At 62.8% G+C, this 24,228-nt stretch carries 22 protein-coding genes; 7 read left to right on the top strand and 15 right to left on the bottom strand.

Annotation, left to right across the window (positions count from 1 at the left end; translation table 11 throughout):
* Positions 1-125: 125 nt before the first annotated feature.
* The 5 genes from AB3X99_RS10545 to rfbB all read right to left on the bottom strand — a co-directional run bounded on the left by AB3X99_RS10545 (position 126) and on the right by rfbB (position 4,787).
* Positions 126-1,328: a sulfotransferase family 2 domain-containing protein gene (locus AB3X99_RS10545; RefSeq protein WP_368616871.1), complete on the bottom strand. Its 1,203-nt coding sequence runs from the start codon at positions 1,326-1,328 to the stop codon at positions 126-128.
* A 64-nt stretch (positions 1,329-1,392) separates the two neighbouring features.
* A complete protein-coding gene (rfbD, locus tag AB3X99_RS10540) occupies positions 1,393-2,277 on the bottom strand; it encodes a dTDP-4-dehydrorhamnose reductase (RefSeq protein ID WP_368616870.1) in 885 nt (294 codons plus the stop codon).
* 7 nt (positions 2,278-2,284) lie between these two features.
* A complete protein-coding gene (rfbC, locus tag AB3X99_RS10535) occupies positions 2,285-2,836 on the bottom strand; it encodes a dTDP-4-dehydrorhamnose 3,5-epimerase (RefSeq protein WP_368616869.1) in 552 nt (183 codons plus the stop codon).
* Positions 2,821-3,714: a glucose-1-phosphate thymidylyltransferase RfbA gene (gene rfbA / locus AB3X99_RS10530; RefSeq protein ID WP_368616868.1), complete on the bottom strand. Its 894-nt coding sequence runs from the start codon at positions 3,712-3,714 to the stop codon at positions 2,821-2,823. The genes rfbC and rfbA overlap by 16 nt, the downstream gene beginning before the upstream one ends.
* A gap of 11 nt (positions 3,715-3,725) precedes the next feature.
* Positions 3,726-4,787, bottom strand: a complete 1,062-nt coding sequence (gene rfbB / locus AB3X99_RS10525; RefSeq protein ID WP_368616867.1) for a dTDP-glucose 4,6-dehydratase — start codon at positions 4,785-4,787, stop codon at positions 3,726-3,728.
* A gap of 374 nt (positions 4,788-5,161) precedes the next feature.
* On the opposite strand from rfbB, the gene AB3X99_RS10520 reads away from it, so the two are divergent.
* The gene (locus tag AB3X99_RS10520) at positions 5,162-6,016 is read left to right on the top strand and encodes a symmetrical bis(5'-nucleosyl)-tetraphosphatase (RefSeq protein WP_368616866.1); all 855 of its coding nucleotides are present in this window, start codon (positions 5,162-5,164) and stop codon (positions 6,014-6,016) included.
* Positions 6,017-6,060: 44 nt separating this feature from the next.
* Here AB3X99_RS10520 and AB3X99_RS10515 read toward each other — a convergent pair whose 3' ends face one another.
* From AB3X99_RS10515 to AB3X99_RS10480, 8 genes are all read right to left on the bottom strand, one after another.
* Positions 6,061-6,834 carry a lysophospholipid acyltransferase family protein gene (locus AB3X99_RS10515; RefSeq protein ID WP_368616865.1) on the bottom strand — a complete coding sequence of 258 codons (774 nt, stop codon included), beginning with the start codon at positions 6,832-6,834 and terminating at the stop codon, positions 6,061-6,063.
* 55 nt (positions 6,835-6,889) lie between these two features.
* Positions 6,890-8,200 carry a dihydroorotase gene (locus AB3X99_RS10510; protein ID WP_368616864.1) on the bottom strand — a complete coding sequence of 437 codons (1,311 nt, stop codon included), beginning with the start codon at positions 8,198-8,200 and terminating at the stop codon, positions 6,890-6,892.
* A gap of 34 nt (positions 8,201-8,234) precedes the next feature.
* The gene (locus AB3X99_RS10505; protein ID WP_368616863.1) at positions 8,235-9,254 is read right to left on the bottom strand and encodes an aspartate carbamoyltransferase catalytic subunit; all 1,020 of its coding nucleotides are present in this window, start codon (positions 9,252-9,254) and stop codon (positions 8,235-8,237) included.
* Between the two features lie 92 nt (positions 9,255-9,346).
* Positions 9,347-9,868, bottom strand: a complete 522-nt coding sequence (gene pyrR, locus AB3X99_RS10500; protein WP_368616862.1) for a bifunctional pyr operon transcriptional regulator/uracil phosphoribosyltransferase PyrR — start codon at positions 9,866-9,868, stop codon at positions 9,347-9,349.
* A 33-nt stretch (positions 9,869-9,901) separates the two neighbouring features.
* Entirely contained in the window at positions 9,902-10,336 is a 435-nt protein-coding gene (gene ruvX / locus AB3X99_RS10495) for a Holliday junction resolvase RuvX (protein ID WP_368616861.1), read from the bottom strand.
* Positions 10,333-10,911, bottom strand: a complete 579-nt coding sequence (locus AB3X99_RS10490) for a YqgE/AlgH family protein (protein WP_028202127.1) — start codon at positions 10,909-10,911, stop codon at positions 10,333-10,335. The genes ruvX and AB3X99_RS10490 overlap by 4 nt, the downstream gene beginning before the upstream one ends.
* A 233-nt stretch (positions 10,912-11,144) precedes the next feature.
* Positions 11,145-12,662, bottom strand: coding sequence for a hypothetical protein (locus AB3X99_RS10485; RefSeq protein WP_368616860.1), 1,518 nt, complete (start codon positions 12,660-12,662; stop codon positions 11,145-11,147).
* 196 nt (positions 12,663-12,858) lie between these two features.
* Entirely contained in the window at positions 12,859-13,029 is a 171-nt protein-coding gene (locus tag AB3X99_RS10480; protein WP_008342674.1) for a rubredoxin, read from the bottom strand.
* Between the two features lie 286 nt (positions 13,030-13,315).
* Here AB3X99_RS10480 and AB3X99_RS10475 point away from each other — a divergent pair, with 286 nt between their 5' ends.
* Positions 13,316-14,161, top strand: a complete 846-nt coding sequence (locus AB3X99_RS10475) for a hydroxymethylpyrimidine/phosphomethylpyrimidine kinase (protein ID WP_069267691.1) — start codon at positions 13,316-13,318, stop codon at positions 14,159-14,161.
* A 209-nt stretch (positions 14,162-14,370) separates the two neighbouring features.
* Here the strand turns inward: AB3X99_RS10475 and groL are convergent, their stop codons facing one another.
* Complete coding sequence (gene groL, locus AB3X99_RS10470; RefSeq protein ID WP_042262253.1) at positions 14,371-16,011, bottom strand: chaperonin GroEL; 1,641 nt, start codon at positions 16,009-16,011, stop codon at positions 14,371-14,373.
* A gap of 44 nt (positions 16,012-16,055) precedes the next feature.
* Positions 16,056-16,346 (bottom strand): co-chaperone GroES, encoded by a 291-nt coding sequence (gene groES, locus AB3X99_RS10465; RefSeq protein WP_028202123.1) that lies wholly within the window; start codon positions 16,344-16,346, stop codon positions 16,056-16,058.
* A gap of 1,761 nt (positions 16,347-18,107) precedes the next feature.
* On the opposite strand from groES, the gene AB3X99_RS10460 reads away from it, so the two are divergent.
* The 5 genes from AB3X99_RS10460 (at position 18,108) to AB3X99_RS10440 (ending at position 23,776) form a co-directional block, all read left to right on the top strand.
* Positions 18,108-19,196, top strand: a complete 1,089-nt coding sequence (locus AB3X99_RS10460) for a TAXI family TRAP transporter solute-binding subunit (protein ID WP_368616859.1) — start codon at positions 18,108-18,110, stop codon at positions 19,194-19,196.
* Between the two features lie 514 nt (positions 19,197-19,710).
* Positions 19,711-21,030, top strand: a complete 1,320-nt coding sequence (locus AB3X99_RS10455) for an FAD-dependent oxidoreductase (RefSeq protein ID WP_368616858.1) — start codon at positions 19,711-19,713, stop codon at positions 21,028-21,030.
* A complete protein-coding gene (locus AB3X99_RS10450; RefSeq protein WP_368616857.1) occupies positions 21,030-21,773 on the top strand; it encodes an SDR family oxidoreductase in 744 nt (247 codons plus the stop codon). The genes AB3X99_RS10455 and AB3X99_RS10450 overlap by 1 nt, the downstream gene beginning before the upstream one ends.
* Positions 21,770-22,195: a GtrA family protein gene (locus AB3X99_RS10445; RefSeq protein WP_368616856.1), complete on the top strand. Its 426-nt coding sequence runs from the start codon at positions 21,770-21,772 to the stop codon at positions 22,193-22,195. Before AB3X99_RS10450 ends, AB3X99_RS10445 begins: the two co-directional genes overlap by 4 nt.
* A gap of 150 nt (positions 22,196-22,345) precedes the next feature.
* The gene (locus tag AB3X99_RS10440) at positions 22,346-23,776 is read left to right on the top strand and encodes a UbiA family prenyltransferase (RefSeq protein ID WP_368616855.1); all 1,431 of its coding nucleotides are present in this window, start codon (positions 22,346-22,348) and stop codon (positions 23,774-23,776) included.
* The last annotated feature ends 452 nt before the right edge of the window (positions 23,777-24,228 follow it).

Raw genomic sequence — 24,228 nt, 5'->3', positions numbered from 1 at the left:
AACAAGCCAAACCGGGCCGGGCAAGGATTATATCCGGCGAACTACTCTCGTCCGTAACACAAGGTAATGATCGCCCCCCAATGAAGCCCAATCGACAGGGACCTGTCAACCTGAAAGCAAAAACCTTACCTGACAGTTACTTCGACCTCGGCAAAGGCGTTCGAATCTCCATCGTCGAACCAGGCAATGCCTTCCTGGACGAGGGTCAATCGCAGAACGTACGTCCCGGCGACGGATGGCGCGACAACGAGCGCCTGCATTTCCCTTTCCTCACCCGGCATCAACGACGCGTGCAGCGTTGTGCGCTCGCCGTCGAACACCACGGCCTGTGAACGCGTCGCGTCAAGCCAGTGATACGCGACATGCACCGGATTCGGCGCGCGACTGGCGATCTGGTAGCGAGACTGGTTGCGCAACCCGACCTGAACGAAGAACCGCTCATCCGCAGCCATGTGCGGCGGTGCAGAGAGCACACGTACCCCGAAGTGGGTTCGGGCCTGCTCGGCAACAGGCTCGTGCCAGGACTTCCTGACCAATATTTCCGCCTGCCGATAGCGCTCCATCAATAGCGAACGCATCATCTCGCCCATGCGATCTTCGAAGAGCTGGCAAGCCCAAACGTACAATTCCTGATCGAGCGCGGTCAGTTCGCGAATCGCGTCGATTTCCGCCGCCGCCAACTCGCCATTTCCCGACCGATTCGACGAGGTGTTTAGTCTGGGCACCGCGAAGTTGGGAAAAAACTCGAGCTCGTGGGCAAGAAGACTCATGGAGTCGCGCATTCGCTCGGTGATACCGAAAAACGCGAATGATTCAAGCCGCCTTTTTGCGAGATCCAGCAATTTCCGATCGTTTCCACGTGCGGCGAATTCCTTGACGGCCGCGCGTCCGTACCCAACGGGATCGCGCGAGAGCTTTTGATAGTCAAGGTCCGCCGCCAAAAACAGCGTCTGCGTATTGACGATATCCCAGTTCGTTTCAGGATCCCGAACAAAATCCAGCAGTGACCAGCGTTCACTCTTCATTTGCTGATGCCGGTATGCGTTTTCATCGCGCATCGCATGCAGGTACCACGAAACGGTACGTTGCAGCGGGTCCCGGAGCATCGTGATGTAGGTCAGATTCCGCTCGAGGTAGGTGCCCAAACCATGCCAAAGATGACCACGGAACAACCTGTACCGCTCCATCGATTCCAATGGGAGGTCGAACAAGTCCGGAAGCAATTGCGCCGGACAGATCTCTTCCGGGCCGTATTGATCATCCAGAAAAGAGATAAGCGAAGTTCCCCCCGTTTTCGGGATATGGAGGTAATAAACAGGATCGGTCATTCAATTAATCATCTTGATGAAACTTCAAGGTTGAGAGCGCAACCTTCTCAAACTGCTGTCGGATCTACTCAGCCAAACACAACTGCAGCGCATCGTGCCAATCCGGCATCCGCAAACCGAACACCTCAGTCAGCTTGTCCAGCGACATTCGCGAATTGGCCGGCCGCTTCGCAGGCGTCGGATAGTCGCTCGCGGGAATCGGCAAGACCGTCGGCGCTTCAGCGCCCATTGCGGCCGCGAAGATCGCGTCAGCAAAGCCGTGCCACGACGTCGCTCCGGCCGACGTCAGATGGTAGACGCCGGAACGACACACCCACCAGTCGACGTCGTCTGCCGCTGCACCTTGCGCGACGATGTGCGACGTCGCAGCCGCAATCGTCTTCGCCCAGGTCGGCGCGCCGATCTGGTCCGCAACGACTCGCAATTCTTTCCGCTCGCGGCCTAGCTTCAGCATCGTTTGCAAGAAATTCTTACCGCGCCGGCCGTACACCCAACTCGTGCGCAGGATCAGGTGCGCGCAACCCGTCGCCGCAATCGCACGTTCGCCTTCTAGCTTCGTTTCCCCATACACGTTCTGAGGATTCGTCGCGTCGGTTTCCACGTACGCGCGCAATTTCGCACCGTCATACACATAGTCGGTCGAAAAGTGGATGAGCGCACCACCAGCACGCGCAGCCTCTTCCGCGAACACGCGCGGCACATCGACGTTCAAGCGTCGCGCAGCCTCGATATCGGTCTCGGCCTTGTCCACCGACGTATACGCAGCGGGATTCACAATCAGCGACGGCTTCAGATGTCGCACGAAGTCCCGCACACGCTCGAGATCGGAGAGGTCAAGCGTCGACCTGTCGCACGGCACCACGCGGCCAAGCCCCTGCAGCGACCGTAGCAACTCGAACCCAACCTGGCCGTTCACGCCCGTTACGAGGATTGTCATTTCCCGACTCATACCCGCCTCAAGCGTAGAGTTCGGCTTCGGCCAGACGCACGCCTGCCGCGTCCTTCGCCGCCAGCAGCGGCTCGCCCTCTATCGGCCATGCGATGCCGATATCCGCATCGTTCCAGATGATGCTGCGCTCGTGCTCCGGGTACCAGTAGTCGGTCGTCTTGTACAGGAACTGGGCGGACTCCGACAACACGACAAAGCCATGCGCAAAACCCGGCGGCACCCACAACTGGCGATGATTGTCGACCGACAGTTTCACGCCTACCCACTTGCCAAAACGCGGTGAGCTCTTGCGGATGTCGACCACCACGTCGAACACTTCACCTTCGACCACACGCACGAGCTTCCCCTGCGCATGCTCGAGCTGAAAATGCAGCCCGCGCAGCACCCCACGCGACGAGCGCGAGTGGTTGTCCTGCACGAATTCGACGCCCTGCTCCACGTGCTCGGCGAACTCGCGCGCATTGAAGCTCTCGTAGAAGAAGCCGCGCGCGTCACCAAACACCTTGGGCTCAATGATCTTGACTTCGGGCAGTGCCGTCGCCGTTACCTGGATAGCCATGCAACCTGATGAGTGAGAATGTTCTGGAGGTACTGCCCGTAGCTGTTCTTCGCCAGCGGCTTGGCAAGCTTCAACACCTGCTCCGCATCGATCCACTGCTTGCGATACGCGATCTCCTCGGGACACGCGACCACGAGACCCTGGCGCTTCTGCAGCGTCGCAATGAAGGTCGCCGCCTCGATCAGCGAATCGTGCGTACCGGTATCGAGCCAGGCGTACCCACGCCCCATGATCTCGACACTGAGCGCGCCGTCAGCAAGATAGCGCGAATTCACATCGGTGATTTCGAGTTCGCCGCGCGCCGAAGGCTTGATGTCGGAGGCGATATCGCACACGCGGTTGTCGTAGAAATACAGCCCCGTGACCGCATAGTTCGAACGCGGCTTCGCGGGCTTCTCTTCGATCGATACCGCACGGAACGACTGATCGAATTCGACCACGCCATAACGCTCGGGATCGTGCACGTGATAGGCGAACACCGTCGCGCCGCTCTCTTGCGCATTAGCATGCTCGAGCTGCTTTGCGAGATCGTGTCCGTAGAAAATGTTGTCGCCAAGGATCAGCGCCGACGGATCGTTGCCGATGAAATCCTTGCCGATGATGAACGCCTGCGCGAGTCCGTCGGGCGACGGCTGCACCGCGTACTGGATATTCATCCCCCACTGGCTGCCGTCACCGAGCATCGCCTCGAAGCGCGGCGTGTCCTGCGGCGTCGAGATGATCAACACGTCCCGAATGCCCGCCATCATCATCGTCGACAGCGGGTAGTAGATCATCGGCTTGTCGTACACCGGCAGCAGCTGTTTCGACACGACGTGCGTGATTGGATACAGCCGCGTACCGGAGCCGCCCGCGAGAATGATGCCTTTACGTGCCATCGCCTTGTTCCTCACCCGCGCTTCGCATAATTCGTCTCAACCCACTTGCGATAGTCGCCCGACACCACGTCGTCGACCCATGCCTGATTGTCGAGATACCAGCGCACTGTCTTCGCAAGCCCGGTTTCGAACGTCTCGGCAGGCTTCCAGCCGAGTTCGCGCTCGAGCTTGCGCGCGTCGATCGCGTAACGGCGATCATGGCCCGGACGATCCGTCACATAAGTAATCTGCTCGCGGTACGAACCCGCCGCCTTCGGACGCAGTTCATCGAGCAAGTCGCACAACGTGTGCACGACTTCGAGATTCTTCTTCTCGTTCCAGCCGCCGATGTTATAGGTCTCGCCAACCTTGCCCCGCATGAGCACTTCGCGGATCGCGCTGCAATGGTCGCTCACGTAGAGCCAGTCGCGCACGTTCTGACCGTCGCCGTACACCGGGAGCGGCTTGTCCGCGAGCGCGTTGGCAATCATCAGCGGAATCAGCTTCTCCGGAAACTGGTACGGGCCGTAGTTGTTCGAACAATTCGTCGTCAGCGTGGGCAAGCCGTAAGTGTGGTGGTAGGCACGGACGAGATGGTCCGAAGCCGCCTTGGTCGCAGAGTACGGGCTGTTGGGCGCATACGGTGTTGTTTCCGAGAATTGCGCGTCGGTTGCCGAAAGCGAGCCGAACACTTCGTCCGTGGAGACGTGCAGGAAACGAAATGCGGCCTTCTCGGCGGCGGGCAGATCGCTCCAGTACTGGCGAGCCGCTTCGAGCAACGTGAAGGTGCCGACGACATTGGTCTGAACAAAATCAGCCGGACCGTGAATCGAGCGATCGACGTGGCTTTCGGCCGCGAAGTGCAGCACCGCGCGCGGCTTGTGCTGGGTGAAGAGCGCGTCGAGCGCTGCGCGGTCGCAAATGTCCACGCGCGCGAACGCGTGCCTCGCATCGTCCCGCAAGGACTTCAGCGTCCCGAGATTGCCCGCGTAGGTAAGCTTGTCGACGTTCAGTACGGCTTCGTCCGATTGACTCAGCCAGTCAAGCACAAAGTTGGCGCCGATAAAGCCGGCACCGCCCGTAACCAGAATCATGGAACTCCTTGTATTGCGCGAGTGCGGAAGCAATTCTGGCGTCAATCTTTACACCAGATGGCCTGAAAGCTAACTGTAGAAATAGCCTTCGTGCGGGAGAAGCGCCCGATCCAGCAGATTCAGCCTTAACTACCCCCGCAGATTCTGGTTCTAATTTTATAGATAGAGAATTATAAGGATACCGTGCACGAACGCCACCCCTCTAACATCTTGAAACAGCTTGACAAATTCGTTTGGCATTTTTCGTGCCATGCCGGGGTCGAATCGTTCGTCCGCCATGCATTATCTGGTTTCCGCAACGTCACGCGACGGCACGCATCTTGTGATACCGTCATTGCCTCGCGCCACGCCGTATACCGCAAGCAATCAACCGAATGAAAGAGCAAGCGCCGCATCCCGCCCCTCTCGCTTTCGGCGACCTACAGGGTTGCCTCACCCCGTTTCGCGAACTGCTCGCCAAAGCCGCCCCTTCCCCGGACACGCCGCTCTGGTTCGCGGGCGACCTGATCAATCGCGGTCCCGCGTCGCTCGAGACGCTGCGCGAGGTGATCGATCTCGGCGAGCGCGGCGTGGCCGTGCTCGGCAATCACGATCTGCATCTGCTGTCGGTTTCGGCAGGCATCCGCAAGGCCAAGAAAGACGACACCATCGGCGACATCCTGGGTGCACCCGACGCCGAAGATCTGCTGCACTGGGTGCGCCATCGCCCGATCGCGCACTACGAGAACGGCATGCTGATGGTGCATGCAGGCGTGTTGCCTCAGTGGGACGTCGATCTCACGATGGAACTCGCGCACGAACTCGAAAAAGCGTTGCGCCGTGACAACTGGCGGGAAACACTTGCCGGTCTCTATGGCAACCAGCCGAACCGCTGGTCCAAGGATCTCAAGGGTATCGAGCGCCTGCGCGTGACCTGCAGCGCGCTCACACGCGTGCGTTTTTGCGACCGTGACGGCGTGATGGACTTCTCAACCAGCGGCGGCCTCGACTCCGCGCCGCCAGGCTTCATGCCGTGGTTCGACGTGCCGGGCCGGAAAACCGAAGACATCACCGTGGTGTTCGGCCATTGGGCGGCGCTTGGCCTCACCCTGCGTAGGAATCTGGTCGGGCTCGACTCGGGCTGCGTCTGGGGCGAGGAGCTTTCGGCAATCCATCTCGTCGGCGATCCGGGCAAACGCATCCTCACGCAGGTGCCCTGTGAGAGTTGCCGTGCTATTACGAACGATTAGCGCACTAACGCACCCACGAGCGCGCAGGCACACGCCTTCTGGCGTCAAGTCGCCTGCGCCACGCCATGGGGATGCGCGGCCGCCTCACCCCGCATCGCCTCCAACGCCTGCCCCACCGCCTCCTGCGCACGCGCCGCCAGCTTGCGCCGGTCATCTCCCGCTTCGATCGCGTCGCCTACATAAACGTGAGCGGTCAGCGGCCCGGACTTGAGCATCGCGTCGAGCGAGTCTTTCAGCGAAAGGTCGTCGATATACGCCGGCGCCACCGACTGCCGCCCCTGCGCATCCTCATACAAAATGCACAGCGGCTGCACGGGCCGCCCAGCCGATACCGCCGCCTGGAACATGTTCGAGTGAAACGGCTTGAGCGCGAGGCCATCCGAGGTCGTGCCTTCGGGAAACACGCACATCAGTTCGCCGCGCTCGAGCCGCGCCGCCAGCTCATGCATGATGCGTTTCGCATCGCTGCGCTTCTCACGCTCGACGAACACCGTGTCGAGATTCTGCGCAAACCAGCCAATGAGGGGCCAGTTGCGGATCTCGGCCTTCGAGACGAACGGCGTGGGCCGCCACGCGTTGATCACGTAGATATCGATCCACGAAATGTGGTTGCTCACGACGAGCGCGCCCGCGTCGAGCCGAGCCGCGTCGTTGTGCACGACGAGCTTCAGGCCGCACAGCTCGAGCATCTTGAGGGACCACGCGCGGTTCATGGCGTGGCGCTGATCGGCGCTAGCGCGCGGAAAACGCAACGCGACGGTCAAGGCGCCGCGCAGCAGATGCGCGAGCAGGCGGGTCTTGCGAATGAAGAGGCTCATATTTGACGATAGGCTGAATCGCGAGATCCTAGCAGACCTGCATGACACAAATCTGTCATGCGCTTGCAACTCGATCCAACCCGCGCTCAAAGCCCACCTGCCCCGCCACGAGCGTTGCGCGCACCACGGCGGGCAGTTCATAGCCGAGGAACGGCGTGTTGTGTCCCTGACTCTTGAGTGCGCGAGGCTCGACGCGCCAATGCGCATGGGGATCGAACACGCACAGGTCCGCGCTCGCGCCCACGGCGAGCCGTCCTGCCGGGCTTGCCAGATCACGCTGCATCACGGCTGCGGGCGCCGACGTCACATGGGCGAGCGCTTTCGCGAGCGGGATGCGCGCTTCCTGCGCCCATTTCACGGTGAGCGAGAGAAGCAGTTCGAGGCCCGTCGCGCCGGGCGTCGCTTCGGCGAAAGGCAATAGCTTCTCGTCGTCGTCCACCGGCGTGTGCTGCGAACAGATCGCGTCGATCGTGCCATCGGCGAGACCCGTGCGAATCGCCTCGCGATCGCGCTGCTGGCGCAGAGGCGGGTCGAGCCGGAACTGGGCGTCGAAATAGCCGATGTCCATGTCGATCAGATGCACGTGATTGGCCGTCACGTCGCAGGTCACCGGCAGGCCCTCGGCCTTCGCTGCACGCACGAGCGCCACGCCCGCCGCCGACGAAAGATGCTGCACGTGCACGCGCGCACCCGTCACGCGCATCAGTTCGAAAAGCGTATGCAGCGCGATCGTCTCCGCGCTCACCGGCACGCCAGAGAGGCCGAGGCGCGAAGCCAGAGCGCCGCTCGCGGCCACGCCACCCTTCGACAGATACGCGTCCTGCGGCCGCAGCCACACGGCGTAGCCGTAGGTGCTCGCATACTGCAGCGCCCGCAGCAGGACCTGGGTATCGGCGATCGGCGTGTCGGCTTGCGTGAAGCCGATGCAGCCCGCCTCGGTCAGCGACACCATCTCGGTGATCACCTGCCCTTTCAGCCCCACGGTCAGCGCGCCCAGCGGATGCACGCGCGCTCGCGCGAGCTTGCCCGCGCGGTGCTTGAGCATCTCGACGAGGCCGGCCTCGTCGAGCACGAGGTCGGTGTCCGGTGGGCACACGAGGGTCGTCACGCCGCCCGCGAGCGCCGCGTTCATCTCCGAACCGAGCGTGGCCTTGTGTTCGTAGCCCGGCTCGCGCAGGCGCGCGCTCAGGTCGACGAGACCCGGCGTGACGACGAGGCCGCGCGCGTCGAGCGTCCTCTCTGCCTCGAAGCCCGCGGGCGCCGCACCGATCGCGGCGATCTTGCCCGCTTCGATATACACGTCCTGCTGCTGTTCGGTTCCGGCCGCCGGATCGATCAGCGTGCCGCCTTGAATATGGATTTTCATGTGCTGCCCTTGTCGTTCTTGCCGCGTGAGCGCTTCAATCGTTGTTACCGGCGACGATGCCCATCACCGCCATGCGCACCGCAATGCCGAAGCTCACCTGGTCGAGGATCACCGACTGCGGGCCATCGGCGACCTGCGAGTCGATCTCCACGCCGCGATTCATCGGCCCCGGGTGCATGACGATCGCGTCGGGCGCGGCGAGCGCGAGGCGCTCAGGCGTCAAGCCCCAGCTCTTGAAATACTCCTGCGCGGAGGGCAGCAGCGCGCCACTCATGCGTTCGTTCTGCAGGCGCAGCATGATGATCACGTCGACGTCCTTCAGGCCTTCGTCGAGGTTATGAAACACGCGTACGCCCATCTGCTCGAGGCCACCCGGCAAAAGCGTGCGCGGGCCGATGGCGCGTACCTCAGGCACGCCGAGCGTGGTCAGCGCGTGGATGTCCGAGCGCGCCACACGCGAGTGGAGGATGTCGCCCACGATCGCCACGCGCAGGCTCGTGAAGTCGCGCTTGTAGTGACGAATCGTGTACATGTCGAGCAAGCCTTGCGTCGGGTGCGCGTGGCGGCCGTCGCCGGCGTTGATCACGTGCACGTGCGGCGCGCAGTGCTCGGCGATCAGGTACGGCGCGCCGCTCGACGCGTGGCGCACGACGAACATGTCGGCGTGCATCGCCGAAAGATTGCCGATGGTGTCGAGCAGCGACTCGCCCTTGCTCGTCGATGAAGCGTTGATGTTCAGGTTAAGCACATCGGCAGAAAGACGCGTGGCCGCGATCTCGAACGTGGTGCGCGTGCGCGTGGAGTTCTCGAAAAACAGGTTGAACACCGACTTGCCGCGCAACAGCGGCACCTTCTTCACGTCGCGATCGGTCACGCTCACGAACTGAGTGGCGGTGTCGAGTACATGCGTGAGGATCGCGCGCGAGAGGCCCTCGATCGACAGCAGGTGTTTGAGCTCGCCGTTCTTCGTGAGCTGCGGATTGCCCTTGAGGAAGCCGTAGCGAAAACGCGTATCGTCCGCTGGGGACGCTGCGGGCGTGGGCTGTGTGTTCATCGCGTGAATCCTGGATGTGATGGGCGGCGTGTGGCCAGCTCGCATGCCTGTGCGTCTGCCGTCGCTGCCGCCGAATGGGTTCGATGCGCGCGTCAGCTACCGCTGCTCTGCTCGACTTCAAAGGCGAAGCGGCCGTCGGGACTGTGCGCAAGTACGAGCGTTTCGTGTGCGCCGACGCTCACTGCGCCGCCGGTGAAACGCGCAGACACCGGCAGTTCGCGCCCGCCGCGCTCGGCGAGCACCGCAAGTTCGACGGAGGCCGGCCGCCCGTAGTCATAAAGTTCGTTGAGTGCGGCGCGCACCGTGCGGCCCGTGTAGAGCACGTCGTCGACGAGCAGGATGTGGCGGCCTTCGACCGCGAACGGCAGCGCCGTTGCGCTCGCCTTGCGATGCAGGCCCTTCTTCGCATAGTCGTCGCGGTGCAGCGCAACGTTGAGCACGCCCCACTCGAGCGTCCCGACGTCCTGTGCGAGCCGCTCGGCGATCCACGCGCCGCCGCTATGAATGCCGACGATCGCCACGCCGCCGGGCGCGCCAAACGCATCGGCGTCATAAGCCGCGCGAATCTCGTCGAGAAGGGCGAAGTACAGCGCTTCAGCGTCGGGAGTAATCATCAGGCAACTCGCATCGGGCAACTCGCGGGCTAATCAGAGCGGGAGTTCGTCGAGGTACTGCTGGAGAATCACGGAGGCCGCTTCGGCGTCGACATGGTCGACGCGTTCGCCGCGCTCGCGCAACCTTGCTTCGGCGTCGACAGACGAATAGCGCTCGTCCACCCAGACCACCCGCAGACCGAAGCGGCCGTTGAGCTGGTTGCCAAAGCGCTTCGCGTGCTGCGTCATGATGTGCGGCGTGCCGTCCGGATGGCACGGCAAGCCGACCACGAGCGCATCGGGCTGCCATTCGCGCAGCAACTCGCCTATCGCTTCGAAGCGGTAGTCGCGACTCTTGTTGGGAATGACGGTAAGCGCCCGGGCACGGCGCGTGAGCGCATTGCCGAGCGCCACGCCGATGCGCTTTTCGCCGTAATCGAACGCAAGCAGGGTGGCCTCGCCGGCCCCTCGCCCCGCGGCCACGCTCATGCGTGACCCGCCTCGCCCGACAGCATCGTCGAAGAAATGCCGAGCAGCGCGAGCGCCGCCTCGAAGCGTTCTTCGGCGGGCACGTCGAACACGATCTTCGGATCGGCCTCGACCGTGAGCCAGCCGTTCTTCGAGATTTCGTCTTCTAGCTGACCCGCGCCCCAGCCGGCATGGCCGAGCGTGAGGAGGAAACGCTCAGGGCCGCTGCCGTTGGCAACGGCTTCGAGCACGTCCTTCGACGTGGTCATCTCGAGCCCGCCCGGCACCGACATCGAAGACGTATAGCTCGTGCCCTCGGCGGGCGCGTGCAGCACGAAGCCGCGCTCGGTCTGCACCGGGCCGCCGAAATAGACGGGCACGTGCAGGAGCGGCTCGATTTCGAGCTTGAGGTCGATGCGAGAAAAGAGTGCCTCGAGATCGATGTCGGTGGGCCGATTGATGACGAGACCGAGCGCGCCGCGCTCCGAATGATCGCAAAGGTAGACCACCGTTCCTGAAAACGTGGGGTCCGCCATGTTCGGCATGGCGATCAGGAACTGGTTGGTCAGATTGATGCGATCGGTACTCTTGGACATGGTTTGAATTCTAGCAAAGACGATGCGCAATGGCGGCGCGCTGCCAGGCCGGAAGTCGGGCGCCCGATGGCCGCCTCGCACTTTGCCAGCCGCTACGCGTTGCGCATTGCAGGGAATGGCTCACTCTAACACGCGCGCGCTGTGCCCTTGCAGGGCACTGGGCCGATGGCGCAAGGCCGGTGCCCGGTGCCTCGGCAGCCAGACGCGCGCGTGGATCCGCCCGCCCCGTGCATTCAGTGCGCAATGGATTGCAATGCGGGCTGCGCCGCGGTTTGCGCCGCGCCGCCGACGATCGCCGCCCCAAGCGCACGCACCGCCGGCGTGGCGTCGGGCTGCGCGATGCCTGCAGCGACCTTGTGCAGCATGGCGCGCAGCGCCTCGCTGGCGTGCTCGATTGCCTCGGCTCCGGGCGCCTGTACCGACGGCGCGCCCCGCGCCTCGAGGGCCGCGAGCGTTGCCGCATGCGCGGTGCGCCGCCAGGCGAGGCCCAGCGCATCTGCGAGCTGGCCGACATGACCGAGCCCGAGCGCCCAGGCCGCAGCGCCGATGCGGTACGCCGCGTCGGCCGCGACCAGCGCGTCAGCGGGCTCCGGGGCAGCGCCCGCCCCGCGCAACGTCAGCGTGCGTGAGTGCGTGCCGAGCGCGATCATCGCCGCATCGGCAGTCTGCAGAAAATCTTCATACGCGTTGCCGTTCACGACCAGCGCACCCAGCTCGCGCGTGGGCGCCACGCGTGCCGCGAGCGCGCCGGCCTGCGCGCTGCCGGCTTCCCACAGCGCCTCCGAGGCTTGCGTGCCGGCAATGTGCCATTCCACGGTCAAGCCGTAGTCGTGCAGCAGATCGACGTCCGCGGTGTCTTCCGCGGCGGCCCCGAAGAGCGCGTAGTCCCGCCAGAGCAGCGCCAGCGTCGAGCGCACGAGCGTTTGCGGCGCGAAGCGCAGGCCGCGCGCGTGCTCGCCAATCAGCAGGTTGCAGCGCGCGTAAAGCCGCCGCACGCCCTCGTCGCCCCACGACGCCACGCCACGTCGCAGCGCACGTCCACACGCGGATGCAAGCCGCCAGAAGTCGTAGGGATCGGGACTCGATAGCTCGGCCATGCAGGCGTCCATCTCGTCGAATGCCGCGAGCGCGAGCGCGTTGGCCGCACGGCTGCCGTTGCCGACGTGCGATTTCAGCGCATGCAGCAGCGCCTGCTCGAAGCGCGCGCGCACCTGGCCGAAGCGTTGGGCTGGCTGCGGATGCAGCGAAGCAGGCGCGAGCGGCCGGCCCTGCAGCGCCACGTCCTCATAGGCGAGCGCGATGCCCGGCACGTGCTCCGCGAGCGCGGCCACGAGCGCATGCTGCCGCGCAAAAAGCGCGGGCGAGCACGCCAGCTCGCGCAGATTGCGTCGCTCGAGCGCGGCGACGAGTTCCTTGAGCGCCTCACTGAACAAGACGCGGAATTCAGCGCCCTGCGCTTCCTCGGGTGCGTGGAGCGGCCGCACGGGCAAGCCCGGCGGCGGCTCTACGGGCACGGGCGCAGCGAGCGCGAGCGGGGAAGCGAGGAGCAGCGTATCGGCAAAGCGCGCGGCGGCAAGCCAGCCGGCGTCGTGCAGCGTGCGGGCAGCCTGGCGCAGCGGCCGGGCCACATCACGCTGCTCCTCGAGCGCGTCCAGCGCCTGGGCGAGCGCGCCGTGCGCGAACGGCACCGTGCCGCCGCGCGGATTCGGCAACGCTTCGAACCGCACATCAGAGCTTGAAGGATGACTCATAGGGCAGCGCCGAAAACGTTAGCGGGCCGACCAGGCGGGCAATCTCGACAATGGCGTCGACGCTGACGTCGACAACCGCGATGGCAAGCGCAAATACGGTGCCCGCTGTTGCGACACCGCACTCCACACCCGCCACACTTCTGGAATCTGCAGCCAGACTGCGCGCCGGCTATCGCCAGCTATCCGGGCAACGCGCTCAGATCTGGACCATCTCGAAGTCTTCCTTGCGCGCACCGCACTCAGGACAGGTCCAGTTGATCGGGACATCCTCCCAGCGCGTGCCGGGGGCAATGCCTTCGTCTGGCAAACCGGCTTCTTCGTCGTAAATCCAGCCGCAGATCAGGCACATCCAGCTTCTATATTCCATTCTTATGCCGCGTCGAAAAGTCCGAAACCAGTCGGAAAAAAAATCGGGGAAACGAGAGCCATGATGGTACCTTGTTGCCGTTTCCATGCCTAGCAAGAGGAAATCTGGCCTGCACGGGATCAAACAGCATGCGTTGACGCGGGCGGCGCGTGCAGCGCGGAGAAATCCTCGCGCGCGCGCCGGGGTCATCCGTCCCCCGGATTCGTCGATAGGCCGCATAATTAAAGCATTCGCTTATGACGGCACGGTACGCCGCGCCCGAAGTCCAATCCATCTCGCCACGTTCATGCCCAGCGACACCCCTCCCATCGTCCTCACCTTCGGCCTTTCCGACCCGACCGGCGGCGGCGGACTTCAAGCCGACCTGCTCACGCTCGCCAGCATGGGTTGCCACGGCGTCACCGCGCTGACCGGCTACACGGTGCGCGACTCCGCAGGCTGCGACGAAGTGACTGGGCTCGACCCCGAAACCGTCGCCACCCAGGCGCGCATGCTGCTCGAAGACATGCCCATCGCGGCGTTCAAGGTCGGCGCGGGCGCGCGTGCCGAGGTCGTGAGCGCGATCGCCGAGGTGGTCGCCGACTATGACGACTTGCCGCTCATCCTCGCCCCCGACTTCACGCTCGACGACGAGCACGTCCTCGCCGCCGACGAACTGCGTGAAGCGATGGCCGACCTGCTCGTGCCGCAGACCACGCTGCTCGTGGCCGACTCCGCCACGCTGATCGCGCTCGCACAGCCAGACGGCGACGCGGAAGCGCCCAGCGTCGACGCGGCCATTGCGCACCTGCTCGCCACCGGTTGCGAGTACATCCTGGCGATGGAAACGGGCACGCATCGTGTGGTCAACACACTGTATTGCGAAGACGGCCAGTTGCGCCAGGATCTGTGGGACCGCTCCACGCAGCCGATGATGGGCGTGACCGACACGCTCGGCGCCGCCATCGCCGCGCTGCTTGCCAATGGGCAAGAGCCGCCAGAGGCCGTGCGCGAAGCGCAGGAATATGTGTATCAGGCCGTGCAGAACGCGTTCAGGCCGGGGATGGGCGCGTGGCTGCCCGACCGGTTCTTCTGGGCGCGCAGCAACGACACGGACGCGGACGAAGCCTCGCCCGGCGAAGCGAAGCAATAAGACCACGGCCTGGCCTTCTGCGCGGAGGCCAGGCGTGCAAACCGCACAGACGAAAAAAAGCCCGCATCGCTGCGGGCTCTTCTTTTCGGGCTAGGGGCACACGCCTCACGGCGCGTCCCCTGCACTTCTGCACTTCGATGTAATTTCGGCGTGAGCCTGGCTCTGCATGGGACCGGAGTAGGCGCTGAAGCACCAACTCCGGATCGCGATTACATGTCCATGCCCATGCCGCCCATGCCGCCGGGCATGCCGCCAGGCATCGGAGCATCTTCCTTCGGCACTTCAGCAACGGCTGCGTCCGTCGTCAGGAGCAGGCCGGCAACCGAAGCTGCGTTTTGCAGTGCGGTACGCGTGACCTTCGTCGGGTCGACCACGCCAGCTTCGACCATGTCGACGTACTCGCCGGTCGCTGCGTTGTAGCCGTAGTTGCCTTGGCCAGCGGCGACTGCTGCCACGACGACCGAAGCTTCTTCGCCGCCGTTCGTGACGATCTGGCGCAGCGGCTCTTCCATGGCGCGCAGGACGATCTTGATACCGGCGTCCTGGTCTGCGTTGGCGCCCTTCACGCTGGCGATTGCCGTGCGTGCACGGATCAGCGCAACGCCGCCGCCCGGGACGATGCCTTCTTCAACGGCAGCGCGGGTTGCGTGCAGCGCGTCTTCCACGCGTGCCTTCTTTTCCTTCATTTCGACTTCGGTCGCAGCGCCGACCTTGATCACTGCGACACCGCCTGCCAGCTTGGCAACGCGCTCCTGCAGCTTTTCACGGTCGTAGTCCGACGTCGCTTCTTCGATCTGCGTGCGGATTTGCTTCACGCGCGCTTCGATGTTCACGGCTTCGCCTGCGCCGTCGATGATCGTCGTGTTTTCCTTGCCCACTTCGATGCGCTTGGCTTGACCGAGTTCGGCCAGCGTTGCCTTTTCGAGCGTGAGGCCGGTTTCTTCAGCGATGACTTGACCGCCGGTCAGGATCGCGATGTCTTCCAGCATGGCCTTGCGACGGTCGCCGAAGCCCGGAGCCTTGACGGCGACGGTCTTCAGGATGCCGCGGATGTTGTTGACGACCAGCGTTGCGAGCGCTTCGCCTTCGACGTCTTCAGCGATGATCAGCAGCGGACGGCCAGCCTTCGCGACTTGTTCCAGAACCGGCAGCAGATCACGGATGTTCGAGATCTTCTTGTCGAACAGCAGGACGAACGGGCTTTCCAGCACGGCGACTTGCTTGTCCGGGTTGTTGATGAAGTACGGCGAGAGGTAGCCGCGGTCGAACTGCATACCTTCGACGACTTCCAGCTCGTCTTGCAGCGACTTGCCGTCTTCGACGGTGATGACGCCTTCCTTGCCAACCTTGTCCATCGCTTCAGCGATACGGTCGCCGATCGACGTGTCGCTGTTTGCCGAGATCGAGCCGACTTGAGCGATTTCCTTGTTGGTCGTGCAGGGCTTGCTGACCTTGCGCAGCTCTTCGATTGCTGCTGCGACGGCCTTGTCGATGCCGCGCTTCAGGTCCATCGGGTTCATGCCCGATGCGACGTACTTCATGCCTTCGCGGACGATCGACTGGGCCAGAACCGTAGCCGTCGTCGTGCCGTCACCGGCGTTGTCGCTGGTCTTGGAAGCAACTTCCTTGACCATTTGCGCGCCCATGTTCTGGAGCTTGTCCTTGAGCTCGATTTCCTTTGCGACCGAGACACCGTCCTTGGTGACCGTCGGGCCGCCGAACGAGCGCTCGAGCACCACGTTGCGGCCCTTCGGACCCAGCGTGACCTTCACTGCGTTGGCGAGAATGTTCACGCCTTCAACCATCTTGGAACGGGCGGAATCGCCGAACACGACGTCTTTAGCTGCCATCTTCTAACTCCTTGAATTCTTGAATAGTGAGCGGTGGAATGAACTTACTTGTTCACCACGGCCATGATGTCTTCTTCACGCATCACGAGCAGTTCGTTGCCATCGACCTTGACGGTCTGGCCAGCGTACTTGCCGAACAGAACGCGATCGCCGACCTTCACGTCGAGCGCGATCAGGGCGCCCTTGTCGTCTCGCTTGCCCGGGCCGATGGCCAGGACTTCGCCTTGATCCGGCTTTTCTGCCGCTGCGTCCGGGATCACGATGCCCGAAGCGGTCTTGGTTTCTTGATCCAGGCGCTTGACGATCACGCGATCATGCAAAGGACGAAGGTTCATGGATAGATCCTCTCTTGATTAGGACTTGAAGCGACTCAAGAAAACCTGGCTGCCGACTACCGCCAGCCAGAGATGTTGTTCGCACCGGAGTTGTTAGCACTCTCATGCGGTGAGTGCTAATTATATGGACGGGGAGTGACAAATTCAAGAAGGGGCGGAATGGGGAATTTCCGTTGAGATTGATTCAACCCCGGAGGCACTCTTGCTAGTTCAGGTTGGAACTATTGGATGTCGGGCTTCCGTGCCATATCTAAGTATTTTCTAATAAAAACAATAGGATAGATCGCCTCAATATCCGACCCCATAAGAAACCGCATGACTCTGGCAGCAACGGCATCCAGCAAGCGGGCCCCAGCCCGCCGGGTCCTCCGGGACGCCTCTCGGGGAAATCCCCGATCTTGCCATGATCCGGCGCGATTTATATGCGCAAGCGGTTTGTTGGCGCCCTACTGCTCGTAGGCAGCGCATATGTGCGGTAGGCAACACCGGCAATCAACGGATGAACGGAAAATCACTCATATGATCTTTCGAGCGGCTGCGCCCGATCGGGCACCGCCGCTCTCCTGCGCATGCAGATCGTGAGTTCCGCGAGGCTTCGCCGATCGCTTCAACGACGATCCTGAACATGCCGAAATGGCGTCGCCATGACGGTGGAACGACAGCATGTCAGTTCAGATGACTCGTAACCGGGGTTTCCCCACACCATGCAAGTTCTGTGGCGGGACGCTCTATCAGCATGTCGATTCCTGCCCTTATTGCGGCACGGATCGCCCGCTCGACGCGGCTGCGCACGCGCGCCCGAAAGCCACCTTAAGAGTCATCGGTTCCGCGGCAGCGCCTATGCCTGCCGTTGCAAAGGTGCCGCTTGCCGGCGCGGCCGCATCCCATCGCCCGGCGGTGCACGCAGACTATTTGCACCACTATCAACTCGAGGAACACCGGCCGTTCTGGCGCACCGGTAAAGGGCGCTTCGTGAAGGGCGTTTTGCTCGCCTGGTTCATTGTCGCAATCGCATACGCTGCGTTTCTGCTATACGGCGAAAGGCGCGGCCAGGAAAGAGAAGTACGCGTCACGCGCGCGAGCCTCTCTGAGAAAAGCTTGCCAAGCGCGAATGCCACACTTCCACGTGGCGCGAACAATCAGGCAGCGCGCGAGATACAGCGCGACAGCGCACCTGCGGAGCAACGCCGCGAGGATGCGCTGCAAAGCGCGGACCGATGTGCCTCGCAACGTGTCTGGGATTGCGTGCGAGAACAGGCATCGTTGGCGCTCGCGATAGATCCGGCCAGCCTGCACGCACGATCGCTGATGGAGCGCGCCATCCTGGCGACGGGCTGGTCGCCGCTTCGTACGCCGATCGGCCCCGCGCAATCGGACGCGGCTGTGCCGCGGCCGCGCGATGCAAGCAGCGTTCCGCTTCCGTCGTCGCGGGATTGGGGCGCCGCTGCGCCGGCCGCGCCGAACGCCCCAGCCATAGTCGCGTCACCTCCCCCGCTGCCGAGCGCGAGTAGCACGTCAGCTAACGGACATCCAACGGACGTCGAAAGTGCGGATACGAGCGTTACGTCGGCAGTTGCGAATCAATCCGCTGCCGCCGGCGCAAACGTCCCTGGCAGCAACGACGACGGCGTCGATACCCAGGAGCGCGCGATTCGTCAACTTGGGTGGAAGGACGCCCCATCCACCGACGGCACGCATTGAAAACGATTACAGATTAAATCGAAGTCTGTCGTAGAACGTATCCAAGGCGGGAGAGAGACCATGCTGAAAACGATGCTCGCAGGACTGGCGGCGCTGATTACCCTGCTCTTTTCGACACTCGCGCTCGCCGCTGCCGCAGACGCGAACTACAAGATCGTGACCGGCCAGGAGCGCGGGACGTACATTCAGATCGGCCAGGACCTGGCGAAATGGGTCGCGCAGCCGGCGGGCATCGACCTCGAAGTGATCCCATCGAAAGGCTCGGCCGAAAACGTGCAGCGCATGCGTTTCGAGCCCGGCGTGAAGCTCGCGCTCGTGCAGTCCGACGTCTACCAGGCCTACGTCGACATGGCCAATTCCGGCAACGAAGAGGCCGGCACGCTGATACGGCCGCTGCGGCTCATCATGCCGCTCTACGACGAAGAGATTTACTTCGTGGTGCGTACCGACTCGCCGATGAAGACGATCAACGAGATCAAGGACAAGGTAATGAGCGTCGGCCTGATCGGCAGCGGCACCGCGCAGTCGGCGACGACGCTGTACCGACTCATGTTCGGCCAGCCGATTCCTGAGCAGAACGCGCAGCACCTGAGCAACGAGGACGCGCTGGCCGCGCTCATCGTCAAGAAGATCGATGTGGCCATCATCGTCGCCGGGCAACCGGCCAAGCTCTTTACCGACATGAACCCCGAACTGCTTCAGCAGATCCGCTTCCTGCGCGTCGATGCGAACGCGCCGGAAACGGCACGCGCCAAGCAGACCTACTATCCTGCGACGATTCACGTGTCGAGCTACCCGAACTGGCTCAAGGAAGACGTGCCGACGTGGACGGTCAAGGCCTTTCTCGTCACCTATGACTACAACCTGCGCGATACGGTCGGCAACCTGAAGCGCTTTGCCGATTCGCTCTGCGCGAACTTCGACAACCTGCAGGAACACGGCCATCCGAAGTGGAAGCAGGTGAAGCTCGAGCTGCCGGGCCTCGGCAAAGGCTGGCAATACTATCCGCCCGTTGAGCGACGCCTGAAGGCGTGCTTCGCGCATCGTGCCGCGATGCAGGCGGCCGCGGCGCCGCGCGCCGTCGCCACAGAACAAGTCAATGCACGGCCCTGTTCGGACCCGGAGCGCCTGCTTCTGCTTTGCAAGTAATTTGACACTGCATCAGCAGTGTGCGACAGATCGGGGGAACGCGCGATGAACACGAGCGCCCAGAAGATGAGCGACGCGGACGACCGTGCATGTCAGAAGTGCGATCTTGTAAGTGAGAGCGGTTGCCGCAATCAATCAACGCGAGCGCCGAAAATGACCTGCATACGCAGATGGATGTTGGTCCCGGCCATACATGATCGCAATCGTTTGTACCCAGACAAATGGCAGGCTTGTTCCGCCATATAAAGCTGCGCCACTCACAGATGCGATAGAAATACACGGCTCGGACCACGAGATCGCCAGGCAGTTCGCTCGCCCCGGTTTAAGCGACGCCATGTGTCGCTTTTCCTGAGGAACGTATCGAGATCGCATGCAAAGCCTGTGATCCGGAACGCTGCCGTCGGGGCAGAGTTCGCGAGCGGAGGACGGTCTTTGTGTTCCGGCGCACGGTCATCCCCGCGCAGCCTCCCTAATATGCGCCTACTGTTAATCCATTAACCGGCGACCGCACGTCATGAGCATCTCGAAGCTCAGCTCCTGGGGCCACTACCCGTATGCACCGCAAACCGGCCGCGAGCCCGGTTGGCGAGAGAACGCGCAGGCTGCGCTGTGCGACGCCGCCACGCGTTTCGGCACGACATTACCCTTCGGCAATGGTCGCAGCTATGGCGACAGCTGTCTTGCCGCCACCGACCACGTCCTTATGCTTCGCGGTCTTGGCCGCTTCATTGCCGCGGATTGGAAAACCGGCGTCATTCGTGCTGAGGCGGGCGTCACGCTCGGCGATGTGCTTGCGCTTGCGGTCCCGCGCGGGTGGATGTTGCCTGTCACGCCCGGAACGCAATTCGTAACGCTCGGCGGCGCGATTGCCAACGACGTGCACGGTAAAAACCACCACGTGCGCGGCACCTTCGGACGACATGTGCGTCGCTTTTCGCTACTGCGCTCCGATTGCGAGCCAATTGAATGCGCGCCCGAGGAAAACGCTGTGTTCTATCGCGCAACAATCGGCGGCCTTGGCCTGACAGGAATCGTCGAATGGGTCGAACTGCAACTGATGCCTGTCGAGTCGAGCCGCCTGGCCACCCACACACGTCCCTTCGGCAATCTCGATGAGTTTCTTGCGCTGTCGAACGAGTACGACGCAAAGCACGAGTATGGCGTGGCGTGGATCGACTGTTTAGGACGCGGCGCCTCGCTTGGGCGCGGCATCTACGTCAGCGCTGACCACGCAACCGACCATTGCTTCGACATGCCGCGCCGCCCCGTGCGGCGGGTGCCGTTCGCCCCGCCGTGGTCTCCCGTGAACCGCTACACGCTGAAGCTCTTCAACGAGTTCTACTACCGCCGCGCGACGAGCAAGACAGGGCCCGCCGTGGTTAACTGCGCGAGTTACTTCTATCCGCTCGACAGCATCGAGGAATGGAACCGTCTGTACGGGCGGCGCGGCTTTCAGCAGTATCAATTCGTCGTGCCTGATGACACGGCCCGCGACGCTCTGTACGCGTTCCTCGACGCGATCGCCTCGACCCACGCGGGCTCCTTCCTTGCGGTGCTCAAGCGCTGTGGTCCGCTCGTCTCTCCAGGGCTGCTTTCGTTCCCAATGCAGGGAATTTCGCTCGCCCTCGACTTTCCCCAGCACGACACGCGCAACGCGACGCTTTTCGCGCGACTCGACGCGATCGTGCGCGAAGCGCGCGGCCGCCAATACCCGGCGAAGGATGCCCACATGACTGGTGCGGATTTTCGTGCCGCCTATCCCGCGTGGCAAGCGCTCGAACAACTGCGCGACCCGGCCTTGATGTCGCGCTTCTGGCAACGGACAACCCGGTAATGGACAAGAACATTCTGATCGTGGGCGGCTCTTCCGCCATCGCCGTGGCCTGTGCCCGGGAATGGATCAAGCGTGGGGCGAACTTCATGCTGGCTGGGCGCCATGCGCCGCGTCTCGACGCGGTTGCCCAGGACCTGCGCGTGCGCGGTGCAGGCCGAGTCGGCACGTTCGTGCTCGACGTGAACGATTTCGAACAGCACCGCGCCATGCTCGACGCCGCCATGACAGAGCTTGGCCGCATCGACATCGTTCTACTCGCGCACGGCACGCTCTCCGACCAGTCGGAGTGCGAACGCGATCCACAGGCCGCGGTGCGCGAGATCACCGTCAACGCCCTCTCGACGATCGCCCTGCTCACCCTGCTGGCCACCGTGTTCGAGGCACAAAAGAGCGGTTCGATCGCCGTCATCTCGTCGGTGGCAGGCGACCGCGGCCGCCCTTCGAACTACGTCTACGGCACCGCCAAGGCGGCGGTGACGACCTTCTGCGAAGGGCTGCGCGCGCGGCTGTTCAAGTCGAACGTGAGGGTCCTCACGATCAAGCCGGGTTTCGTGAACACGCCAATGACAGCTGGACTCGCGCTGCCGGGCCCGCTCGTCGCCTCGCCCGAGCGCGTAGCGACGGACATCGTGCGCGCCGTAGAACGCGGAAAGGATTCGATCTATACGCCGTGGTTCTGGGCAGAAATCATGCTCGTGATCCGCTCGTTGCCTGGTTTCGTATTCAAGAGGATTTCCCTATGAGCAGTCCGGCTGCCAGCATGACGCTCAGCCGTTCGCGGCTCGTGTTCTGGTACGCGGTGTTCGCTGCCATTTCAATCGGCGCGAATTTAGGCAGCCAGAGCCTTGCGTTCCACCTGTACCAGGGCCTGTATGCAGTTGCAATTTCGGTCTGCATCGGAACAGGCGTCGGGTTGATCGTCAAATACTTGCTCGACAAGGCGTGGATATTCCGCTACGAGCACCGCAGCGTTGCACACGGTGTGCGTACGTTCACGCTGTACGTTGCCATGGGACTCGGCACCACAGTCGTTTTCTGGACGGTGGAATTCGCCGCGGATGCGCTCTTTCACGAGGAAATCGCGCGCCTGGCGGGTGGCGCACTCGGTCTGGTGATCGGCTATGTCACGAAATACCACCTCGACAAACGCTTCGTTTTTTCCTGACCACGTGTGCGTTGCAGCACAGAGGCTCCACGCTGCCATAGTTACGATCTTTTTCCGGATCGCAGACTATGCGAGCGCGGGCTCTGCTGCGCTCCGACCAACGCCCCGAGGACCGGTCCACCTGTTCCTGTCCCGGCACGGAGAATGAAGATGGCCACGCCCGCAGCACACCCTGTTCCGCTGTGTGTGGACCTTGACGGAACGCTCACGCGCACCGACCTGTTGTTTGAAGCCTTCTTTGTACTCGTCAAACAAAGTCCGCTATCGATCTTTCTGTGCTTCGCCTGGGCGCTGCGCGGGCGCGCCTACCTCAAGGAGCAGATCGCACAACGCGTAAACATCGACGTTGGCGTGCTGCCCTACAACACCGAGTTGCTCGCCTGGCTACGCGACGAGCGAGCAAGCGGGCGCGAACTGTATCTGTGCACGGCCACTAACCAGCGCCTCGCCTCCCAGATCGCCGCGCACGTTGGACTCTTTACCGGCGTGCTCGCGAGCACGGTCAGCAACAACCTGCTCGGCAAAAACAAGGCGCAGGCGCTCGTTGAGCAGTTCGGAGATCACGGCTTCGACTATTGCGGCGATGCGCGAGCGGATTTGCCGGTATGGCGCCAGGCCCGCCAGGCGATCGTGGTCGGCGACAAGCACATTGTCGCCGCAGCCCGCAAGACAAATGCTGCGATCATCTTTTTCGAGGAAAAGCGCCGGCTGATTCCGCTCGTGCTCAAGGAAATGCGCGTGCATCAGTGGGTGAAAAACGTGCTGATCTTCGTGCCGCTTCTCACCGCACACCAATTCATGGACCGTTCCTCAGTCGCTGCCGCCTGTATCGCTTTTCTGTCGTTCAGCCTGGCCGCTTCGTCGGTGTACCTGCTTAACGACATGCTGGACCTCGACGCCGATCGGCGCCACGCGCGCAAGCGCAGCCGCCCATTCGCCTCGGGCAAGCTGTCGTTGAAATTCGGCATCGTGCTCACTGTAGGGCTGCTCGCCGCCGGTGGCGGTCTCGCGGCACTCCTGCCGCGCGAATTCGGTGTCGTAATGGCCGCATATTTCGTAACGACCGTTGCCTACTCGTTCGCACTCAAGCGCATGACACTTGTCGATGTGTTCACGCTTGCGTGCCTGTACACCGTGCGTGTGATCGCCGGCGGCGCTGCAACAGGCATCCCGCTGTCGTACTGGCTAATCTTGTTCTGTGTGCCAATTTTCCTCTCGCTTGCAATGCTCAAGCGTTATGTCGAACTCGACATGATCGTGCGCGAGGGCAAGACCGAAGCCGCCGGCCGCGGCTACATCACGCAGGACATCTCGATCTTGCGCTCGTTCGGCACGGCTTCCGCGTACCTCGCCGTGCTCGTGCTCGCACTTTATCTGAACACGCCGGAAATGAAGGCGTTGTATCACCACCCGAAGGCATTGTGGGCCACATTCGCACTCACGCTCTTCTGGGTGAGCCGGATCTGGATGTGCGCGTTTCGCGGCATGATGCACGACGACCCGATCGTGTTTGCGTTCAAGGATCGTGCGAGCCTTGCTGTGATCGCGCTGTCTGGTCTCAGCATGCTGCTCGCGATCTGAATCGCGCCAGCGACAAAGACTGAGCAGGGTGCACTTCCCGTTACGGCGGCAAGTTCGGGGCGAATGCCCTCTGGCTCACGAACACATCGATGACACATGCGCACGAGTGCTCGGCTACGGCGCGTAGCACTCGCAAGTCGAGCGATGTTTCGTATTTGCCTGGTCGAGCGACGTACGCTGGCGCACAGACCCACTTATGACCATGCTCTATGGTTGACCACTGAATCCGGCCGAGTGGGTGTGCGGCCGTCCGAAGAGCCTAGGGACCTTGGACAGTGCTCCCGTTTTCGCTCTATGGGCTACGTCGTTTTGGGTTTCCCACGTTTCCCAACGAATGCCCGAATTCGCGATCGACTTCACGATCAAATCTGCGCGATCTGCGCGGCGACCGGTTTGCGAATTCGCACACGGGATTCATGCTCAGCGATTTTCCCGCCATAGAGTTTGACGGT

This window comes from Paraburkholderia sp. BR10882, assembly GCF_040948855.1.
GTDB classification, from domain to species: domain Bacteria; phylum Pseudomonadota; class Gammaproteobacteria; order Burkholderiales; family Burkholderiaceae; genus Paraburkholderia; species Paraburkholderia nodosa_A.
The sequence above is the reverse complement of the archived record's forward strand: the minus strand, read 5'-3'. Positions and strand labels throughout refer to the sequence as shown.